At 59.6% G+C, this 18480-nt stretch carries 17 protein-coding genes; 11 read left to right on the top strand and 6 right to left on the bottom strand.

The annotated features are described in order from the left end of the window. Positions 1-145 precede the first annotated feature (145 nt). The 3 genes from dgcA to IB252_RS14025 form a co-directional block, all read right to left on the bottom strand. Positions 146-2206, bottom strand: a complete 2061-nt coding sequence (dgcA, locus tag IB252_RS14035; protein ID WP_008008115.1) for a dimethylglycine demethylation protein DgcA — start codon at positions 2204-2206, stop codon at positions 146-148. Between the two features lie 15 nt (positions 2207-2221). Next, on the bottom strand, positions 2222-2752 hold the full coding sequence (locus IB252_RS14030) for a DUF5943 domain-containing protein (RefSeq protein ID WP_008033249.1): 531 nt from the start codon (positions 2750-2752) through the stop codon (positions 2222-2224). Positions 2753-2829: 77 nt separating this feature from the next. Next, on the bottom strand, positions 2830-3807 hold the full coding sequence (locus IB252_RS14025; protein WP_007907542.1) for a dipeptidase: 978 nt from the start codon (positions 3805-3807) through the stop codon (positions 2830-2832). Positions 3808-4043: 236 nt separating this feature from the next. On the opposite strand from IB252_RS14025, the gene IB252_RS14020 reads away from it, so the two are divergent. Together IB252_RS14020 and IB252_RS14015 are read left to right on the top strand one after the other, a co-directional pair. Further along, a complete protein-coding gene (locus tag IB252_RS14020) occupies positions 4044-4445 on the top strand; it encodes a lysozyme inhibitor LprI family protein (protein ID WP_192409228.1) in 402 nt (133 codons plus the stop codon). A 61-nt stretch (positions 4446-4506) separates the two neighbouring features. Next, entirely contained in the window at positions 4507-4923 is a 417-nt protein-coding gene (locus IB252_RS14015) for a DUF3010 family protein (RefSeq protein ID WP_192409227.1), read from the top strand. Between the two features lie 152 nt (positions 4924-5075). Here the strand turns inward: IB252_RS14015 and IB252_RS14010 are convergent, their stop codons facing one another. Next, complete coding sequence (locus IB252_RS14010) at positions 5076-6035, bottom strand: GlxA family transcriptional regulator (RefSeq protein ID WP_192409226.1); 960 nt, start codon at positions 6033-6035, stop codon at positions 5076-5078. Positions 6036-6246: 211 nt separating this feature from the next. Here IB252_RS14010 and choX point away from each other — a divergent pair, with 211 nt between their 5' ends. From choX to IB252_RS13980, 6 genes are all read left to right on the top strand, one after another. Then, on the top strand, positions 6247-7191 hold the full coding sequence (choX, locus tag IB252_RS14005; RefSeq protein ID WP_192409225.1) for a choline ABC transporter substrate-binding protein: 945 nt from the start codon (positions 6247-6249) through the stop codon (positions 7189-7191). A gap of 87 nt (positions 7192-7278) precedes the next feature. Beyond that, positions 7279-8166 carry a 3-keto-5-aminohexanoate cleavage protein gene (locus IB252_RS14000; protein ID WP_008151915.1) on the top strand — a complete coding sequence of 296 codons (888 nt, stop codon included), beginning with the start codon at positions 7279-7281 and terminating at the stop codon, positions 8164-8166. Positions 8167-8308: 142 nt separating this feature from the next. Continuing rightward, positions 8309-9274: an L-carnitine dehydrogenase gene (locus tag IB252_RS13995; RefSeq protein WP_192409224.1), complete on the top strand. Its 966-nt coding sequence runs from the start codon at positions 8309-8311 to the stop codon at positions 9272-9274. 135 nt (positions 9275-9409) lie between these two features. Next, positions 9410-9886, top strand: coding sequence for a thioesterase family protein (locus tag IB252_RS13990; protein WP_192409223.1), 477 nt, complete (start codon positions 9410-9412; stop codon positions 9884-9886). 14 nt (positions 9887-9900) lie between these two features. Continuing rightward, the gene (locus IB252_RS13985; protein ID WP_192409222.1) at positions 9901-11064 is read left to right on the top strand and encodes a gamma-butyrobetaine dioxygenase; all 1164 of its coding nucleotides are present in this window, start codon (positions 9901-9903) and stop codon (positions 11062-11064) included. 388 nt (positions 11065-11452) lie between these two features. After that, positions 11453-11716 carry a hypothetical protein gene (locus IB252_RS13980; protein WP_111448520.1) on the top strand — a complete coding sequence of 88 codons (264 nt, stop codon included), beginning with the start codon at positions 11453-11455 and terminating at the stop codon, positions 11714-11716. A gap of 131 nt (positions 11717-11847) precedes the next feature. Here IB252_RS13980 and IB252_RS13975 read toward each other — a convergent pair whose 3' ends face one another. After that, entirely contained in the window at positions 11848-12951 is a 1104-nt protein-coding gene (locus IB252_RS13975; protein WP_008151925.1) for a GlxA family transcriptional regulator, read from the bottom strand. Between the two features lie 605 nt (positions 12952-13556). Continuing rightward, complete coding sequence (locus tag IB252_RS13970) at positions 13557-14933, bottom strand: L-serine ammonia-lyase (RefSeq protein ID WP_111448519.1); 1377 nt, start codon at positions 14931-14933, stop codon at positions 13557-13559. A 435-nt stretch (positions 14934-15368) separates the two neighbouring features. Between IB252_RS13970 and IB252_RS13965 the strand changes: the two genes are divergently transcribed. From IB252_RS13965 to choV, 3 genes are all read left to right on the top strand, one after another. After that, positions 15369-16316 carry a choline ABC transporter substrate-binding protein gene (locus tag IB252_RS13965; protein ID WP_111448518.1) on the top strand — a complete coding sequence of 316 codons (948 nt, stop codon included), beginning with the start codon at positions 15369-15371 and terminating at the stop codon, positions 16314-16316. Positions 16317-16382: 66 nt separating this feature from the next. Next, positions 16383-17228, top strand: a complete 846-nt coding sequence (gene choW / locus IB252_RS13960; protein ID WP_033060358.1) for a choline ABC transporter permease subunit — start codon at positions 16383-16385, stop codon at positions 17226-17228. After that, positions 17225-18403, top strand: a complete 1179-nt coding sequence (gene choV / locus IB252_RS13955; protein WP_111448517.1) for a choline ABC transporter ATP-binding protein — start codon at positions 17225-17227, stop codon at positions 18401-18403. The genes choW and choV overlap by 4 nt, the downstream gene beginning before the upstream one ends. The last annotated feature ends 77 nt before the right edge of the window (positions 18404-18480 follow it).

The raw sequence follows: 18480 nt of genomic DNA, 5'->3' as shown, positions 1-18480 counted from the left end.
GCGAGGGGGCTTGCCCCCGTTGGGCTGCGAAGCGGCCCTAAAGTCAGCCAATGCGGTCTATCAGTAAAAATGCATTGGCCGGTTTACGACTGCTTCGCAGCCGAACGGGGGCAAGCCCCCTCGCCACAGTGATAGTGGTTATCCCTTAGAAATCCTTGCACAACCGCAGCGCGTCATAGATCGCCGCGTGGGTGTTGCGCTGCGCCACGCAGTCGCCGATGCGGAACAGCAAGTAGCCGTCGCCCGCCTGGCTCAGCGAAGGTTGTGGCTTGATCGCGAACAGGGCTTCGATGTCCATCTGGCCTTTGTTGCGCGAGCCTTCCTTCAAGGCGTAGTAGATCTCTTCGTCCGGACGCACGCCGTTTTCGACGACGACCTGGTCCACCACCCGCTCCTCTTTGGCGCCGGTGTATTCGTTTTCCAGCACCGCCACCAGCTTGTCGCCTTCGCGGTAGACCTTCTCCAGCATCATGTCCCCGGTCATGATCACTTCTTTGGGGTACATGCTGCGGTAGTACGTCGGGAACGAGGTGCCGCCGATGGCCACGCCCGGTTTGATGTCGTCGGTGACGATCTCGACCTGGCTGCCTTTGTCGGCGAGGAAGTCGGCGGTCGACATCCCGGTGAACTCGCAGATGGTGTCGTAGACCAGCACGTTCTTGCCCGGTGCAACCTTGCCATCGAGGATGTCCCAGCTGCTGACCACCAAGCCTTCAGCCGCGCCCCAGTGCTCGTTCTGCTCCAGGAATGGATGGCCGCCGACGGCGAGTACCACCACGTCCGGACGCAGGTCGAGAATGGTTGCCGCATCGGCGGCCACACCCAGGCGCAGGTCGACTTTCAAACGCGCCAATTCCAGCTGGAACCAGCGGGTGATACCGGCGATCTGGTCGCGCTGCGGAGCTTTCGAAGCGGTAGTGATCTGGCCGCCGATGAATTCTTTCTTCTCGAACAGGGTCACGTCGTGGCCACGTTCGGCCGACACACGCGCCGCTTCCATCCCGGCAGGACCGGCACCGACCACCACGACTTTGCGCTTCACACCGGTCGATTTCTCGATGATGTGCGGTACGCCCATGTATTCACGGGAGGTCGCGGCGTTCTGGATGCACAACACGTCCAGGCCCTGGTACTGACGGTCGATGCAGTAGTTGGCGCCGACGCATTGTTTGATCTGGTCGACCTGACCCATTTTGATCTTGGCAATCAGGTGCGGGTCGGCGATATGGGCGCGGGTCATGCCGACCATGTCCACGTAGCCGCCTTCCAGAATACGGGTCGCCTGGTTCGGGTCCTTGATGTTCTGCGCGTGCAGCACCGGGGCCTTCACCACTTCCTTGATACCGGCCGCCAAGTGCAGGAACGGCTCCGGTGGATAACTCATGTTCGGGATAACGTTGGCCAGGGTGTTGTGGGTGTCGCAACCCGAACCCACCACGCCGATGAAGTCGATCATGCCGGTGTCGTCGTAGTACTTGGCGATCTGCTTCATGTCCTCGTGGGACAAGCCGTCCGGGTGGAACTCGTCACCGCACAGACGGATGCCGACGCAGAAATCCGGGCCGACTTCCTTGCGCACAGCCTTGATCACTTCCAGGCCGAAACGCATGCGGTTTTCGAAGCTGCCGCCCCATTCGTCGGTACGTTTGTTGACGCGTGGGCTCCAGAACTGGTCGATCATGTGCTGGTGCACGGCGGACAGCTCGACGCCGTCCAGGCCACCGGCCTTCGCCCGCGCCGCGGCGCTGGCGTAGTTGCCGATCACCCGCCAGATTTCTTCCGGCTCGATGGTTTTGCAGGTCGCACGGTGCACCGGCTCACGGATGCCCGACGGCGACAGCAGGGTTGGCCAATGCTCACCGTCCCAGCGGGAACGACGCCCCATGTGGGTAATCTGGATCATGATCTTGGCGCCATGCTTGTGCATGGCATCGGCCAGGTTCTGAAAGTGTGGAATGATCCGGTCGTCGGCCAGGTTGACCGACTTCCACCAGCCTTGCGGGCTGTCGATGGCCACACTGGAGGAACCACCACAAATCGCCAGGCCGATCCCGCCCTTGGCTTTCTCTTCGTAATACTTGACGTACCGGTCGGTGGTCATGCCGCCGTCGGTGGCATAAACCTCGGCGTGCGCGGTGCTGAGCACGCGGTTGCGGATGGTCAGTTTGCCGATCTGGATCGGCTGGAACATTGCTTCGAAAGCCATGGCGGGTTCCTCGACTTACAACGGCTTGACGGTGAACAGGCCGTCGTCGTGGCCTTCTTCGGAGCCACCGTAAACCTGTTCGGCAACGGTGCGGATCTTGCTGCCGCGGGCTTGCAGAATCTGATCCATGGCACCGGCAAACCAACCGGTGAACATGTAGTCGACCTTGCGCCCGACCTTGCCGTACACGTAGACGAACGCCGAGTGTTCGAGCTTGACGCTGGCAGTGCCTTTGTCGAGGTCGATGTCCTGGATCTTGAACAGGCCCCAGCCGCGCTGCGACAGGCGCTTCATGTAGTGTTCGAACACCGCAACGCCTTCCAGGCCGTGGCATTCAGCTTCTTTTTCACACCAGTGCCAGGCGGACTTGTAGCCGGCCTTGTAGAGGATTTCGGCGTAGGCGTCGGCGCCCAGCACTTCCTCGATGCCCATGTGGTTGTTGACGAAGAAGTGACGCGGTACGTACAGCATTGGCAGGGCGTCGGAGGTCCAGACACCGGTTTCGCTGTCGACTTCGATTGGCAATTGCGGGGCGATCTTGGCCATGGAAACTTAACTCCAGAAAATTTTGGTGTTGCCCCCGGCGCGGACGGCCGGGGGAAAGGATTCAGAGGTGCTGTGGCTTACTCGCCCCAGACGTCCTTCAAGACGTTGACCCAGTTCTCGCCCATGATCTTGCGCACCACGCGCTCGGAATGGCCGCGCTTGAGCAGGGTTTCGGTCAGGTTCGGGAATTCGCCGACGGTGCGGATGCCCAGCGGGTTGATGATCTTGCCGAAGCTGGTCAGGCGGCGGGCGTAGCCCTTGTCATGGGTCAGGTATTCGAAGAAGTCCTGGCCATGGCCCTGGGTGAAGTCGGTGCCGATACCGATGGCGTCTTCACCGACGATGTTCATGGTGTATTCGATGGCTTCGGCGTAATCGTCGATGGTCGAATCGATGCCCTTGGCCAGGAATGGCGCAAACATGGTCACGCCGACGAAACCGCCGTGATCGGCGATGAACTTCAGTTCTTCATCGGACTTGTTGCGCGGGTGGACTTTCAGGCCCGACGGCAGGCAATGGGAGTAGCAGACCGGCTTCTTCGATTCGAGGATGACTTCTTCGGAGGTCTTCGAGCCGACGTGGGACAGGTCGCACATGACGCCTACGCGGTTCATCTCGGCGACGATTTCACGACCGAAACCCGACAGGCCGCCATCGCGCTCGTAGCAACCGGTGCCAACCAGGTTCTGGGTGTTGTAGCACATCTGCACGATACCGACGCCCAGCTGCTTGAACACCTCTACATAACCGATCTGGTCTTCAAAGGCGTGAGCATTCTGGAAGCCGAACAGGATGCCGGTCTTGCCTTGCTCTTTAGCCTTGCGGATATCGGCGGTGGTGCGCACTGGAATCACCAGGTCGCTGTTTTCGCGGATCAGCTTCTGGCTGGCGGCGATATTGTTGACGGTGGCCTGGAAGCCCTCCCACACCGACACGGTGCAGTTGGCCGCGGTCAGACCGCCCTTGCGCATGTCTTCGAACAGCTCACGGTTCCACTTGGCAATAATCAGACCGTCGATAACGATGCTGTCGGCGTGCAATTCGGCTGGGCTCATCAGGCTGTCCCCTATTAGCGATTCATGCGCCGAATCGTGTGCCGGCGCTTTGGGGCCAGCATATGCCTGAGGGAGGGGGCAGCCGGGTGCAAAAACGACAGGGGGTTTGCCGAAAGCGTCAATCCGCGACAAAGGGTCGTCGCCGGACGTCATGGGGCACCTGTTCAAGGGCCTGCGCATGGGCCAGAATTCGCGCCATTACTGGATGCTTTACTGGAAAAACGGGCGGCGGCGCAATGAAATCGATCTTCCTGGCTTTGGCACTGATAGCGACCGGCGTACACGCGGCTGAAGAAGCCGACGATAACCCCTGCGACAAAGTCGAAAACGAGGTTCAAACCCTGGAATGCTCGGTCTACAGCAGAACCACCGCGGAAGACCTGCTGAGCGAAAACTACAAAAGCCTGAACGAGCGCATGCAGACGCTCTACGGCAAGAGCCCGGCGCAACTGACCGACATCACCGCCAAGCTCAAGGTTGCTCAACAGCAGTGGCTGAAGACTCGGGATGCGGATTGCGCGGTTGAAGCGTTCCCGGCGACAGCCGGTAGCAAGGCGTTCACGATTGCGCAGAATGATTGCGTGGCGCGGATGAGTGACGAGCGGTCGGAGTTTTTGGAGTCGATTGGGCAGGAGTAAGCACAAACTCCAGCCAACCAGACCTGTAAGCTGAACATCTTCAGCCAGTAAAGGGATTCAAATGAAAATCTGCGGCATCGAAATCAAAGGCAGCGAAGCAATCATTGCCGTGGCCTCCCTCCACGATCAGGTCCTGAGCCACATCCCGCTGAACACCAAGAAAATCGCCCTAGACGATGACGACGAAGCCGCGAACGTCAAAGTCTTTGCCGCTCAGGTGGCGTCGTTTGTGCGCGAGAACTCTATCGATCGGATTGCGATCAAGAAACGCAGCAAGAAGGGTGAGTTTGCCGGTGGGCCGACCACGTTCAAGATCGAGGGTGTTTTCCAGTTGCTGGAAAATTGCGAGGTCACGTTGCTGTCGCCACAAACGATTAATGCGCAGAACAAGAAATTCGATTTCGAACTGCCGGCCACGCTGAACAAGTATCAGCATGAAGCGTTTAAAGCGGCCTGCTCGGCGTTGATGAAGAAGTAACACCCACAGCAGATCAAAACTGTGGGGGCGAGCCTGCTCCGGGCGGCGTTCCGACGATAGCGGTGGATCAGTCGACATCAACTTGAATGACAGACCGCCATCGCGAGCAGGCTCACTCCCACAGGGTTCTCGGGTGTTGTCAAAACTTAAGTTCAGACCAGTTCCCGGCCATCCCCCAACCGTCGCCGATCCTCTCGCGGACATCGCTCAAACTTCGCCCGATAGCTGCGGGTGAAATACGACGGTGATTCAAACCCGCACGCGATACTCACTTCCAGCACGCTCATATCGGTCTGGCGCAGCAACTGCCGGGCCTTTTCCAGCCGCAAGCGCAGGTAGAAGTTGCTCGGTGTGTCATTGAGGTGCAACCGAAACAATCGCTCCAGTTGCCGTCGCGTCACCTTGATCGATTCGGCCAATTCCAGCGTGCTCAGCGGCGGTTCGCTGTGCTGCTCCATCTCCCCAATCACCTGCACCAGTTTCTTGTTGCTGATGCCATAACGCGTGGCGACTTCCATGCGCTGGTGGTCTTTGCGCGGGCGGATACGGCCGAGTACGAATTGTTCGCTGACCTGGATCGCCAGTTCCGGGCCGTGGGCCTGGGCGATAAGGTCGAGCATCAGGTCGATGGAAGCGGTACCGCCGGCGGAGGTAATGCGCCGGCGGTCGATCTCGAATAGCTCCTGGGTGACGCTCAGCTGCGGATAGGACTCCTTGAAGGCGTCGATGGCTTCCCAGTGCAGGGTCAGGCGATGGCCGTCGAGCAGCCCGGCTTCGGCGAGGATGAAACTGCCGGTGTCGATGGCGCCGAGGGTCACGCCTTCGTTATCCAGGCGGCGTAACCAGTGCTCCAGGGCCGGAGTGGTGAACTTCAGCGGTTCGAATCCGGCGACCACCAGCAAGGTAGCGCCTTTCTTCAGCGGCTCCAGCGCCGCATCGGCGTTGACCGACATGCCATTGCTGGCCAGTACCGCCCCGCCGTCCGCGCTGAGCACATGCCAGCGATAGAGCTCGCCACGAAAGCGATTGGCGACCCGCAGCGGCTCGATGGCCGAGATAAATCCAATTGCCGAGAAGCCCGGCATCAACAAGAAGTAGAAATCCTGGGACATGGAGCGCACTCGACTGGCAGGTAACGAGAGGGCGGGAAGCGTGTGGACGTTGATACGCCACTTGCGCGCGGCATTCAAGAGCGCAGGTCGCCGCAGTGCAAGAGCTGGTCGCCGCAGTGCGTTTTCACAGGGCCTTAGCTGCGTAACTTGGGCATCACCGGCGCACGAAGACGCCCGGACCCACAATAACGAACTGCCGAGGAAACCTGAGATGAAACGACTGATCAGCAGCTGTGTTCTTGCACTCAGCGGTACCGCTTTCTTGAGCGCCAGCGTCATGGCGGCCGAACCTGCTTCATGCCAGAACGTACGCATGGGCGTTGTGAACTGGACCGACGTGATCGCCACCAGTGCCATGACCCAAGTCCTGCTCGATGGCCTCGGCTACAACACCAAACAAACCAGCGCGTCCCAGCAAATCATCTTCGCCGGGATCCGCGACCAGCGCCTGGACTTGTTCCTGGGTTACTGGAACCCGCTGATGACCCAGACCATCACCCCGTTCGTCACGGCCAATCAGGTCAAGGTGCTTGAGGCGCCAAGCCTGAAAGACGCTCGCGCCACTCTCGCCGTACCGACGTATCTCGCCGACAAGGGTCTGAAAACCTTCGCCGACATCGCCAAGTTTGAAAAGGAACTGGGCGGCAAGATCTACGGCATCGAGCCAGGTTCGGGTGCCAACACCCAAATCAAGGCGATGATCGCCAAGAACCAGTTTGGCCTCGGCAAGTTCCAGTTGGTCGAGTCCAGTGAGGCCGGCATGCTCGCGGCGGTGGATCGCGCCGTGCGACGCAAAGAGGCCGTGGTGTTCTTCGGCTGGGCGCCGCACCCGATGAACGTCAACGTGAAGATGACCTACCTCACCGGCAGCGACGACGCCCTGGGCCCGAATGAAGGCATGGCCACGGTCTGGACCGTCACCGCGCCGAAATACGCCGAGCAATGCCCGAACATCGGTCGCTTGCTGAGCAACCTGACCTACACCGCCGAAGACGAGAGCCGGATGATGCAGCCGCTGCTGGATCACAAGGACGCCTTCGAATCGGCCAAGCAATGGCTGAAAGATCACCCGCAAGACAAGCAACGCTGGCTCGAAGGCGTGACCACCTTCGATGGCAAACCGGCAGCTGACAACCTGAAACTGACCATCAAATAAACCCGATTGAACCACCGACTCGCAGCCCGACAGGGCTGCGAATCGATTAATCACGCCCGCCATTCCCATAAAGAACAGGAACCGCCCATGAACCACGACGTCATCATCACCTGCGCACTCACCGGTGCTGGCGACACGACCAGCAAGAGCCCACACGTGCCGGTCACCCCGAAACAAATCGCTGCAGCCGCTGTGGAAGCCGCCAAGGCCGGCGCCACTGTCGTTCACTGCCACGTTCGTAACCCCGAAACCGGCAAATTCAGCCGTGATGTAGCGCTGTATCGCGAAGTGATGGAGCGCATCCGCGAGGCGGACGTCGACATCATCGTCAACCTCACCGCCGGCATGGGCGGCGACCTGGAAATCGGCGCGGGCGAGAACCCGATGGAGTTCGGCCCGAACACCGACCTGGTCGGCCCGCTGACCCGTCTGGCTCACGTTGAAGCACTGCTGCCGGAAATCTGCACCCTCGATTGCGGCACCCTGAACTTCGGCGATGGCGACACCATTTACGTGTCCACCCCGGCCCAGCTACGCGCTGGCGCCAAACGCATTCAAGAGCTGGGCGTGAAGGCCGAGCTGGAAATTTTCGACACCGGTCACCTGTGGTTCGCCAAGCAGTTGATCAAGGAAGGCTTGCTCGACGACCCGCTGTTCCAGCTCTGCCTGGGCATCCCATGGGGCGCGCCGGCTGATACCACCACCATGAAAGCCATGGTCGACAACTTGCCAGCCAATGCGGTGTGGGCCGGTTTCGGCATCGGTCGCATGCAGATGCCGATGGCGGCGCAAGCGGTGCTGCTGGGCGGCAACGTGCGGGTCGGCCTGGAAGACAACATCTGGCTGGACAAGGGCGTACTGGCGACCAACGGCCAACTGGTCGAGCGCGCCAGCGAAATCCTCAGCCGCCTCGGCGCCCGTGTTCTGACCCCGGCAGAAGGCCGGGCAAAAATGGGCCTGACCAAGCGCGGTTGAGCCTTACACACTTTCCCCCTGTGGGAGTGAGCCTGCTCGCGATAGCGGTTTACCTGCCTCAATTGATGCATTGGATGTACCGACGCCATCGCGAGCAGGCTCGCTCCCACAGTTTTTTCCGAGCCAAATTCAGGAAGTAACCATGAGCTTTATCACTGAAATCAAAACCTTCGCCGCCCTGGGCAGCGGTGTCATCGGCAGCGGTTGGGTGTCCCGCGCCCTCGCCCACGGCCTCGACGTGGTGGCCTGGGACCCGGCGCCCGGTGCCGAAGCCGCGCTGCGCAAACGCGTCGCCAATGCCTGGGGCGCTTTGGAGAAACAGGGCCTTGCGCCAGGTGCATCGCAGGATCGGCTACGCTTTGTCGCCACGATTGAAGAATGCGTTCGCGATGCGGATTTCATTCAGGAAAGCGCCCCTGAGCGTCTGGACCTGAAACTGGAACTGCACGCCAAAATCAGCGCGGCGGCCAAGCCCAATGCCTTGATCGGTTCCAGTACTTCCGGCCTGTTGCCGAGCGAGTTCTACGAGAGCTCGACGCACCCGGAACGCTGCGTCGTCGGCCACCCGTTCAACCCGGTTTACCTGCTGCCACTGGTGGAAGTGGTGGGCGGCAAAAACACCACGCCGGAAGCGGTTCAAGCGGCAATGAAAGTCTATGAATCCTTGGGCATGCGTCCGCTGCATGTGCGCAAGGAAGTACCCGGTTTTATCGCCGACCGCTTGCTCGAAGCGCTGTGGCGTGAGGCGCTGCACCTGGTCAACGACGGTGTGGCGACCACCGGCGAAATCGATGATGCGATCCGCTTTGGCGCGGGTCTGCGCTGGTCGTTCATGGGCACATTCTTGACGTACACCTTGGCGGGTGGCGATGCGGGCATGCGGCACTTCATGGCGCAATTCGGGCCGGCGTTGCAGTTGCCGTGGACGTATCTGCCGGCGCCGGAGCTGACCGACAAGTTGATTGATGATGTGGTGGATGGCACCAGCGATCAGTTGGGCACGCACAGCATTTCCGCGCTGGAGCGCTATCGTGATGATTGCTTGCTGGCGGTGCTGGAAGCGGTGAAGACCACCAAAGAGAAGCATGGGATGGCCTTCAGCGAGTAATGAGTCAACAGGGCCGGCCCCATCGCGAGCAGGCTCGCTCCCACACTAGATCTGCGTTGTTCACAGAACCAATGTGGGAGCGAGCCTGCTCGCGATGACGGCAGCCCAGTCACCCCACATTCTGGATCCCTCATCATGCCCACCCTCACCACCTACCAAACCAAAATCATCCCCGACTGGGTCGACTACAACGGCCACCTGCGCGATGCCTTCTACCTGCTGATTTTCAGTTACGCCACCGACGCGCTGATGGATCGTCTGGGCATGGACAGCAACAACCGCGAAGCCAGCGGCAACTCGTTGTTCACCCTCGAACTGCACCTCAATTACCTGCACGAAGTGAAGCTCGACACCGACGTCGAAGTGCACACCCAAATCATCGGCCACGACAGCAAACGCCTGCACCTCTATCACAGCCTGCATCGGGTGGGCGACGACAAGGAGCTGGCAGGCAACGAGCAAATGCTGTTGCACGTCGACCTTGCCGGGCCGCGCTCCGCACCGTTCAGCGAAGACACCTTGAGCAAGCTGCAAGCCATCGTCGCCGAGCAAACCGACCTTCCCGCCCCCGACTACATTGGCCGAGTGATCGCGTTACCCCCTAAAAAATAACAAGGAGATCGCCATTGAACACCGCCGCCGCTTTTGCCGACTTCCGTACCTACCCGTTGATCAGCGCGTTGACCGCCGTACACACCCTGGCGGACCGAATTCAAGTGAAGTGGGCCGATGACCGTGTCAGCCCGTTTCATCATCAGTGGCTGCGGGACAACTGCCCGTGCCCGCTGTGCGTCTACACCGTAACCCGCGAGCAAGTGCTGGAAATCGTCGACGTCGCCGAAAACCTGAAACCCTCGGACGTCAGCGTTGATGCTGAAGGCTGCCTGCGTGTCGATTGGCAGGACGGCCATCTCAGCCGCTTCGATCCTGGCTGGCTACGGGCCCACGCCTACGATGATGAGTCCCGTGCCGAACGCCGGGCATCCAAGCCAAAAAGCCAGCTTTGGAACAGCAACCTGACGCTGCCGGTGTTCGACTACCAAGCGTTGATGAACGACAACGACGCCTTGCTGCAATGGCTGCTCGCCGTGCGCGATACCGGCCTGACTCAGGTCCGCGGTGTGCCCACCGAGCCGGGCTCGTTGAAGTTGATTGCCCAGCGGATTTCCTTCATTCGCGAGAGCAACTTTGGCGTGCTGTTCAACGTGCAATCCAAGGCCGATGCCGACAGCAATGCCTACACCGCTTTCAACCTGCCGTTGCACAGCGACCTGCCGACCCGGGAGTTACAACCGGGGCTGCAATTTCTGCATTGCCTGGTGAATGATGCCGAGGGTGGCGAGAGTATTTTCGTCGACGGTTTTGCCATTGCCGAAGCCTTGCGCGATGAAGATCCCGAAGCGTTCAAAAGCCTCTGCGAAATCCCTGTGGAGTTCCGCAACAAAGACCGCCACAGCGACTACCGTTGCCTGGCGCCGATCATCGCGCTGGATGCCTTTGGGCAGGTTTCAGAAATCCGCATGGCGAATTTTCTGCGCGGTCCGTTCGATGCGTCGGTCGAGCAGATGCCGGCGCTCTATCACGCCTACCGCCGCTTTATTGCGATGACCCGGGAAGCGCGATTCCGCGTGATGACGCGGTTAAATCCTGGCGAAATGTGGTGCTTCGACAACCGCCGCACCCTCCACGCCCGCAACGCCTTCGACCCCGCCACCGGCGCACGGCATTTTCAGGGTTGCTATGTCGACCGTGATGAATTGTTGTCGCGGATTTTGGTGTTGCAACGCTAGACCGCGTCATCGTTCTTCGCGAGCAAGCCCGCTCCCACATTCGACCGCATTCTCCTGTTAGAACTCGGTCAACTGTGGGAGTGAGCCTGCTCGCGATGGCGTCAGCCCAGACACCCCATCCTTCCCTGATTCACAGGCAAAAAAAACCCCGATCAAGCCGTGACAGGATCGGGGCAGAGGTGGGTACTGTTGAGGAGCCGTTGCGCGAGGGTGACCAAACCATCGTGAAACCAGCTGATCCCAGTGTGCCCACTCCCATCTGTAGCAAGTTAGCCGAAAACGACCTGTTCATAGGTATTGCGGCCATTGCGACAAATCGTCCTTGCCGCCACTCCGTACCCCTATGAGAATCGAACCACGACACCGTTCCCTGAAGAAGGATTGCGTCATGATGTACACCGATTTGATTGACCAGGAAGACCTGTTGGGCCAGCTCAAGGCATTAGGATTTGCAGTCCCCCCAGGTGCAACCGCTGAGCAGGCCTGCGAATGCGCGGTACGGGGTTTGAACAACGAACGGGCAACGGAACTGCGGACAATGGTCAAGCAGATGTACACCAGCAGTGCGACCATCCTGCCGGCTGTGCGCCAGGCCATCGACAAGCAATTACTGCCCGCGTTGGCGGAGTATCAGCAAAGCCGTAGCGCCTAAGTACCGCCTCGCCATGATCGTTCCCACGCTCTGCGTGGGAATGCAGCCCGGGACGCTCCGCGTCCCTGCCGAAGCGATTGCTGCGCGTCCATTGAGGCATTCCCACGCAGAGCGTGGGAACGATCAGAGCATTAGAGCCTTACGCTCGCAAACGTCGACTCATTGCGCGCCTGGCTCAACGCCGACAGCGGCCCGGACAACGGTGACAACACCAGCGCTTGCGGCAGCGGCATCATCGCCACTTGTTGGGTGGTGTTGGAACCTACGCGTTCGTCACGCGGCGGAATGCCGAAGTATTCGCGGTAGCACTTGGAGAAGTGCGGCGTAGACACGAAACCACACACCGACGCCACTTCGATGATCGACATCGGCGTTTGCTTGAGCAACTGCCGGGCGCGGATCAAGCGCAGTTTCAGGTAGTAACGCGATGGCGAGCAGTGCAGGTATTTCTGGAACAGCCGCTCCAGCTGACGACGCGACACGGCGACGTACACCGCCAGCTCGTCGAGGTCGATCGGCTCTTCCAGGTTGGCTTCCATCAGCGCGACGATTTCCTGCAACTTCGGCTGGTTGGTGCCAAGCATGTGCTTGAGCGGCACACGCTGGTGATCCTGCTCGTTGCGGATGCGTTCGTAGACAAACATCTCCGAGATCGCGGCGGACAGTTCACGACCATGATCGCGGCTGATCAGGTGCAGCATCATGTCCAGCGGCGCGGTGCCGCCGGAACTGGTGAAACGGTTACGGTCGAGGGTGAACAGACGCGTACTCATGGCCACACGTGGAAACGCTTCCTGCATAGCGGCCAGGCATTCCCAGTGCACGCTGCAATCGAAACCGTCCAGCAAACCGGCACAGGCCAGGGCCCAGCTGCCGGTGCAGACCGCGCCCAGACGCTTGGACTGACGCGCCTGGCTTTGCAGCCATGACACGTGTTCACGGGTAACAGTGCGCTGGATGCCGATACCGCCGCAGACAATGATGGTGTCCAGGGCCGGTGCTTTGTGCATGGAGCAGTCGGGGGTGATCTGCAGACCGTCACTGGCCCAGACCTGACCACCGTCGACAGTCATTGTGGTCCAGCGATACAGCTCGCGGCCGGACAGTTGGTTAGCCATGCGCAGGGGTTCTACTGCAGAGGCCAGAGAAATAAGCGTGAAATTGTCCAGCAGCAGAAAGCCGATGGATTGAGGCGCACGGTTCTGGGGTTGGGCCCCGGAGTTGAACGTCGTCATCGCGGTATCTCCTCACACAAAGCGGATGATGGCCTCAGGCGGAGGCTCTTGTTATTGCCATCGTTCTCGCGTGGGAGACGGGCTTTGTAATGACAGAGCAAATGCCATGCCTAAAGTTGAATGGCTGTTCAATAACTCCTGAAAACGACGTCGCGCCGCGTCTAAATAAGCCGCGCCGGGAGTGGGGGTTATAAGTGCCATTATCGGCGGGAGGCGCTCTGCCCCGTTGGGCTTGAGCAAATCGGTAGCACTTGTGGGAACAGGGCTACAGCGACCTGGTGAAGAGTGTCACCGCAAGCACAGGTGACAGGCGGTAATGGCCAACCTGGATCCCGGATCTGGGGCAAGGGGCTTATCTGTAAGCGACGCGCCAAAACGTGGCGCGTTTTGATTCCGGTGTTCACTTTGTGCGCAGTTTTGACTGGTCCGGCGTGGTGCTATGTGGCCTGTTGTGGCGAGGGGATTTAGCGAAACGTCGCACCGCCCCGTTCGGCTGCGCAGCAGTCGTAGAGATCTTAGGGCCGCTTCGCGCCCCAACGGGGATAAATCCCCTCGCCACAAAAGCCCCTCACCACAAAAGCCCCTCACCACAGGTCAACTCGGTCTCAGCACTCAACCGCGCTAACCGCCAACCCACCGCGCGATGTCTCTTTATATTTGTCATGCATATCGGCACCGGTATCACGCATCGTGCGGATCACCCGATCCAGCGAGATAAAGTGCTGACCGTCGCCACGCAGTGCCATCTGCGCTGCGTTGATGGCTTTCACCGCAGCAATCGCATTGCGCTCGATGCACGGTACTTGCACCAGCCCACCCACCGGGTCGCAGGTCAGGCCGAGGTTGTGTTCCAGGCCGATTTCCGCCGCGTTACACAGCTGCTCCGGTGTCGCCCCCAGAATCTCCGCCAGCCCGGCCGCCGCCATGGCGCAGGCCGAACCGACTTCGCCCTGGCAACCGACTTCGGCACCGGAAATCGAAGCGTTCTTCTTGCACAGAATCCCGACCGCCGCCGCACTGAGGAAATAGTCGACTACGTTGGCTTCAGTCACCACTTCGCTGAACTTCATAAAGTAGTGCAGCACCGCCGGAATGATCCCCGCCGCACCATTGGTCGGCGCCGTGACCATGCGTCCGCCAGCGGCGTTTTCTTCATTGACCGCCAGGGCGAACAGGTTGACCCATTCCATGGCGCTCAAGGTCGAGCCGATCACATTGGGCTTGTTCAATTCTTGCAGGCTGCGGTGCAATTTGGCCGCGCGACGGCGCACATTCAGGCCGCCGGGCAAGATGCCTTCGTGCTTGAGGCCTTGCTCCACGCAATCCTGCATGGCGCGCCAGAGTGTCATCAGGCCAGCGCGGATTTCCTCTTCGCTGCGCCAGACCTTCTCGTTGGCCAACATCAATTCGGCAACGCGCAGGTTGTGCTGCTTGCAGAGGCTGAGCAACTCGACGGCACTGGAGAAATCGTACGGCAACACGGTGCGATCCAGATCGACCACGCCGCTGGAAGCCTGTGCCTCATCGACGACAAAACCGCCACCAATGGAATAGTAGGTATCGCGATGCAGCTCACCGTCATCACCTTCGACAATCAGCGTCATGGCGTTGGGGTGGAACGGCAGGTTCTCGTCGATCAGGCGCATGTCCCGAGCCCAGATGAACGGGACCGACAAGCGACCGTCGAGCAATAGTGTGTGGGTTTCGCGCAGGGTTTCAATGCGGATGCCGATTTGCGACGGATCGATCGCGTCCGGCCACTCGCCCATCAGGCCCATGATCACCGCGTTGTCGCTGCCGTGACCGATGCCGGTGGCCGACAACGAACCATAAAGCTGAACTTCGACGCGCCGTACTTGCTCCAAAAGACCCTGCTCACGCAAACCTTGCACGAACAACGCCGCAGCGCGCATCGGCCCCACGGTGTGCGAACTGGAAGGACCGATGCCGATTTTGAACAGGTCGAAAACACTGATAGCCATTACTGCCGAACTCCTGGATGTGCCAACTCCAGACGCAAAAGCGCCCAGTGACGGAGCTGCTACGCTCAAGCTGCAATCCGCCGAGATGGCCGCATCATCAGGCTTTTGTCATGTCGTTCGACGTCTCACACCGACGCACTCATGCCCACCAACGCCGCGAGGCTTTGACGCTGCGTTTTCGCCGTTTTTTTGCAGATCAGAGGGGCAAAAGGGCCTGAAAAAAGCTGTAAACGACGTCACCGACACTGGATGCGACCATCCCTGTACTGGTTACGACGCACCCTGTAGGCGTCAGATTTTCACTGGTACATGATCGTATCGACTCGATTGCAAGGCGCCGTGGTAGAGATGTCTCCAAAACGCCATCCAACCGCAACCTATAAGTGCGGTGGTCCAGTCGGAACACTGCCAAAAAAAACACCAAGGAGTCCATCCATGAAAGGTTCCCCGTCGTTGTTGTTGGCCGCCATGCTGAGTCTGCCGTTTCTGGCTCAAGCCGCAGAACCGGCTCAGTGCAACACCGTAAACTTCTCCGATGTCGGCTGGACTGACATTACCGTCACTACAGCCACCACCAGCGTCGTTCTCGATGCCCTCGGCTACAAGACCAAAACCACGATGATTTCCGTGCCGGTGACCTACAAGTCCCTGGCCGACGGCAAGAACATGGACGTATTCCTCGGTAACTGGATGCCGACCATGGAAAACGACATCAAGGCTTATCGCGATGCCGGCACCGTGGACGTCGTGCGCACCAACCTCACCGGCGCCAAGTACACCCTCGCCGTACCTCAAGCGCTGTATGACAAAGGTCTTCACGACTTCTCCGATATTCCGAAATTCAAGAAAGAGCTCGACGGCAAGATCTACGGCATCGAGCCGGGTAACGATGGCAACCGTCTGATTCAGAGTATGATCGACAAGAACGCCTTCGGCTTGAAAGACGCCGGATTCAAGATCGTCGAGTCCAGCGAAGCGGGCATGTTGTCGCAAGTCGACCGCGCCCAGAAACGCGACACCGCCGTGGTGTTCCTCGGTTGGGCGCCGCACCCGATGAACAAGCGCTTCAAGATCCAATATCTCACCGGTGGTGACGATTTCTTCGGCCCGGACTTCGGTGCCGCCACCGTGGCGACCAACACCCGCAAGGGTTATGTCCAGGAATGCAGCAACGTCGGTCAGTTGCTGAAAAACCTGGAGTTCACCGTCGACATGGAAAGCACCCTGATGGGCAACGTCCTGGACGACAAAATGAAGCCTGACGCGGCCGCCAAGGCCTGGCTGAAAAAGAATCCACAGGTCCTCGATACCTGGCTCGCTGGCGTGACCACCATTGACGGTAAACCAGGCCTGGAGGCCGTGAAAGCCAAGCTCGCGCAGTAATCGCTTACGCCGGGCGAGTTCGCTCGCCCGGGCTGTTTATTTCCTTGCATGCGGACGTTCACTACCATGCTGATTGATCAGAAAATACCCTTAGGCCAGTACATCGCGGGCTTCGTTGAATGGTTGACGCAACACGGCGCCAGCACCTTCGACGCAATCGCCGTGTCACTGGAAACGATGATCCACGGTGTGACTTTTGCGCTGACCTGGTTCAACCCGCTGGCATTGATCGGCCTCATCGCACTACTGGCACACTTCATTCAACGAAAATGGGGCCTGACCGTTTTTGTCATCGCCTCCTTCCTGCTGATCCTCAATCTGGGGTACTGGCAGGAAACCATGGAAACCCTTGCCCAGGTGTTGTTCGCCACCCTGGTCTGCGTGGTCATCGGCGTGCCGTTGGGCATCGTCGCCGCGCATAAACCGATGTTTTACACACTGATGCGTCCGGTGCTCGATCTGATGCAGACCGTACCGACCTTCGTGTACCTCATTCCTACCCTGACCCTCTTCGGTCTGGGTGTGGTCCCGGGTCTGATTTCTACGGTGGTGTTCGCGATTGCCGCACCTATCCGCCTGACTTACCTGGGTATTCGCGATGTCCCGGAAGAATTGATGGACGCTGGCAAGGCCTTTGGCTGCTCGCGACGTCAGCTGCTCTCGCGAATCGAACTGCCCCACGCCATGCCAAGCATCGCGGCCGGTATCACCCAGTGCATCATGCTGTCGCTGTCGATGGTGGTGATCGCGGCACTGGTGGGCGCCGATGGCCTGGGCAAACCCGTGGTCAACGCACTGAACACTGCTGATATCGCCCTGGGCTTCGAAGCAGGCCTGGCGATCGTACTGCTGGCGATCATGCTCGACCGTATCTGCAAACAACCCGAAGCTAAAGTAGGGGGTGACGCATGAGCATTATTCGCTTCGAAGACGTCGACGTAATCTTCTCCAAGGATCCACGCGAGGCACTCAAGCTGCTGGATCAAGGCATGACCCGTAACGAGATCCTGAAAAAGACCGGGCAGATCGTTGGGGTCGAAAAGGCCAGCCTGGACGTCGAAAAAGGTGAAATCTGCGTACTGATGGGCCTTTCCGGCTCCGGCAAGTCCAGTCTGCTGCGCTGCATCAACGGCCTTAACACAGTCAGCCGCGGCAAGCTGTTCGTCGAGCACGAAGGCAAGCAGATCGACATCGCCTCCTGCACTCCGGCAGAACTGAAAATGATGCGCACCAAGCGCATTGCGATGGTGTTCCAGAAGTTCGCCCTGATGCCTTGGTTGACGGTGCGCGAGAACATCAGTTTCGGTCTGGAAATGCAGGGTCGCCCTGAGAAAGAACGCCGCAAACTGGTGGATGAAAAGCTTGAGCTGGTGGGCCTGACCCAATGGCGCAACAAGAAACCCAACGAGCTGTCCGGTGGTATGCAACAACGCGTGGGCCTGGCCCGTGCCCTGGCGATGGACGCCGACATCCTGCTGATGGACGAACCGTTCTCGGCACTCGACCCACTGATCCGCCAAGGCCTGCAAGACGAACTGCTGGAACTGCAACGCAAGCTGAGCAAGACCATCGTTTTCGTGAGCCACGACCTCGATGAAGCCCTGAAGCTCGGCAGCCGTATTGCAATCATGAAAGACGGTCGGATCATTCAGTACAGCGTGCCGGAAGAGATCGTGCTGAACCCTGCGGACGATTACGTGCGGACCTTCGTCGCCCACACCAATCCGCTGAACGTGCTGTGCGGTCGCAGCCTGATGCGCACCCTGGACAACTGCAAACGCATCAACGGTTCGGTATGCCTCGATCCGGGCGGTGATTCCTGGCTGGACCTGGCCGAAGGCAACACTATCAAAGGCGCACGCCAGAACGGCGCGAGCCTGGACCTGCAGAACTGGATTCCTGGGCAAGCAGTTGAAGGTTTGGGTCGTCGGCCGACGCTGGTCGACTCGAACATCGGCATGCGCGACGCGCTGCAGATTCGATATCAGACAGGCAACAAGCTGGTATTGCACGACAACAACAAGGTGGTCGGGATTCTGGGTGACAGCGAGCTGTATCACGCACTGCTCGGCAAGAACCTGGGGTAAGGCAACACACACAAAAACGCCGCGAGAGATCGCGGCGTTTTTGTTAGTGCAGATATTCAGCTGTAAATGCGGACTAC

The sequence above is a fragment of the Pseudomonas sp. PDM10 genome, assembly GCF_014852295.1.
GTDB lineage: Bacteria > Pseudomonadota > Gammaproteobacteria > Pseudomonadales > Pseudomonadaceae > Aquipseudomonas.
This window is presented reverse-complemented; position numbering and strand designations above follow the sequence as displayed.